The organism is Holdemanella porci (assembly GCF_009696075.1).
GTDB lineage: Bacteria > Bacillota_I > Bacilli_A > Erysipelotrichales > Erysipelotrichaceae > Holdemanella > Holdemanella porci.
In genome coordinates this window covers 1-2,869 of sequence record NZ_VUMR01000097.1, presented here as the reverse complement: position 1 = coordinate 2,869, position 2,869 = coordinate 1, and the positions used below count along the sequence as shown (strand labels likewise).

At 28.6% G+C, this 2,869-nt stretch carries 1 protein-coding gene; it reads right to left on the bottom strand.

Annotated features, from left to right (window positions below):
- Positions 1-104 precede the first annotated feature (104 nt).
- The gene (locus tag FYJ55_RS10405) at positions 105-2,444 is read right to left on the bottom strand and encodes a hypothetical protein (protein ID WP_154556764.1); all 2,340 of its coding nucleotides are present in this window, start codon (positions 2,442-2,444) and stop codon (positions 105-107) included.
- Positions 2,445-2,869 lie beyond the last annotated feature (425 nt).

Genomic DNA, 2,869 nt, shown 5'->3' with positions numbered 1-2,869 from the left:
TAATACAACACGAATTCACTCACATTGTGAATATGAATCTCCACAAAATTTTGAAAAACAATATTTGAAACATAAACATTAAAAAAACAGATATTTAAGTTGTCTTAAATCTTGACATAGTACCAATTCTCTAATTCAATCAAACAATGAAGTAATTCCGATTCATCAAAGTCTGAATCCATATCTAATAGATTCGTCACTACATTAGTAATGTCTCCTAAATAAATTCCATCAAAATCTTTCTTGTAGTTTCTGCCATCTTTCTTATTTGAAAAGTCTGTTATATTGATCGTGTCAGAATGTTCGGGCAGCTTATAAGCCATATTTTGCCCAGCTCCAATTGTTGCATAAGCTGAAATCACAAATACCTTTTCTCCATTAGATAAACGTTCTAATATATCCTTCTTATCCGCGTCAAAGGATATGCAACTTTTTAAAACTTCAATATGTGCATCATTCTTATCAAAACTATTCTCTTCATTTACCACATCAAACAACTTTAAAAGTATACTCAAATCAAACTTACTATTTTCTTTCGGCAATGCATTATTCAAACATAGAAATGAATGGATATCCTCGTGTAGAATAAAATACCGATAGACTTGTGCCATAATTAAATATCTTTTTATAGAATACAAATCATTGATTCCATTACATGAAAAGATTCGTTCTACTTTCCTTTGAACTTTGAAATCTTCAAACACAGTACAAATCATACCCTTCATATCCAAATTCAAACAATCCGTTACTTCTTTAATGTGAACTTGAATATCTTTTGACTCATAATTTTTATTCAACATTGAATATGTATCCTTGATTCTTTTAAAATCCTCACCTTCAATTCTATGAAAGTTATCCCCTAGATTCTCTTTTAAATATCTAAGTGAATAATTCGATAAAACAGAATCAATATTACATGTAGCACTTAAACCAATCACAATAGCCTTTCTAGCTAGTAGAGATAATGTAAACTCAGCACTTTTCGATACATGTATAAAATTAAAAGTTGTATTAAAGCTATCATGCTTCCTATTCGTGAATTCAAAAGAACGAATCCCCCGATCATAATAACCATTTGTCTTTTTTAACTTATTTCTTTCAGTATATCCTTTTATTAAAGACTGAATATGTATTTCATTTTCAAAATATGATATATCTGCATCCGTCAATCGAAATACTTTATATACTGAATTTAGAGCCTCTTCATCGTTAATTTTTTCTTCATCTTTTAAAATGCTTGAATTATGAATATCTTTATATGTCAAAGACAATCTTTTTATATAGTTCTTTGTAGACGTTAAAAAATTATTCATATCACGAATCACTTTATATAAACTAAACACTTCACTTGAAGTATCAGAAACATTGTTTCGACTGTTCTCAATTTCAATCGTCATCTGATTCTTATTCGCATCATAATATACATATGCATTCTTCTTAGAATGATTCTCAAAACTTGCATGGAAAGTCGCATCATTCATTAAGAAATTTCTATCCTTAATACCGGAACAATAGTATGGCAGCTCATCATGATAATTTTTTTGAATTGCCAAAGCCTGTTTTCTTATATTCTTAAAAGCTGTATTTTTATCTAAAACCATATCCTTTAATATCCTTGGCATATTCAGATCCCAGTAAATAAACTGATCTGCGATTCGATGTATCATGGGAATTAAATCAATTGTTGACCTCAAGCTACTTTCTAAAATAATATTATTAATTTCATTTTTAGTTGAATCTACCTCATCTATAAAGAGAACACTGTTATCTATAATTTCAGATTCAGAAAAACGATATTTCTTCTTATAGATCGGATCAATTGTGGTAAAAAAACGTTTTACAGACATACAAATCACTTTATAATCTTCAATGAACATTGCAGGATATAAAGTTGTTAACCATTTATATTTTGATTTTACAATCAACTTTCTTTCTTCAAAATTCAATTCTGCAAAGCCAGACTGCATTAGGTGCTTACGAATATCTTTGCGAAACCTAGAGTCTCTATTTGCCAGGTCTTCCTTAGACTGATCAAAAAACTTTAATACCCCAATATTTGGAGTCTTTCCTTTATCAAGTTCATTTTGAATATATCTTGCTAGATACTTATAGTTATTCAAACAATTATATAGCTCTTTATAATATTTCAATCGTTTATATTCATCTGGAATAATGCTTTCATCAAAATGATGCACAATATTATCCACAATGCTCTCAACTCGAATAACCTGATTTTTAAAATCATCACCAAAAGCCTTTTCTAAGTCTTCCATTGGTAAGTTATTTAGATTGTTTGTGATGAAAATAAAATGCGAATCAAAACTCTTATAATGATTCTTCATTAACTGCACCGCACTATAGGACTTTGCCGAACCCGTTGGTGTATTCACAAAATACAATCCATTCTCGTTACATTGAATAATTTTTTCTAATAAACGCTCCATATTAAACTTTAACCCCTTTTTAATTTATAGAATTATCCCCTATTAATTGACATTAACGATGTCTAAAATGTAAATTTGTTAAAAAAATTCATAAAATTGGGTAATCAAATCTAATCTAATCTTTTGAGCATCGAAGAAGAAAAAAAGAAAGATTGTTAAATGTAACAAATGCATTTCTATATGATTCTCAATGTAGACAAGAAATGTTAGATATCATGAATGAGAAAGCAGTATTTGAAATATTCAATGTCGAACTTGATAATCAATATCAATTGAAAAATTAAATAAAAAAAACATCATGATGCTAGTATATTTATAGGACAGGTAAAACATCTCGAATTTGATTTGATAAGGAACCAATCACATTAAAAATAGAATGAGATATTGAACATGACTGTCCTGGATATTGTAGATTCTTGTGCATA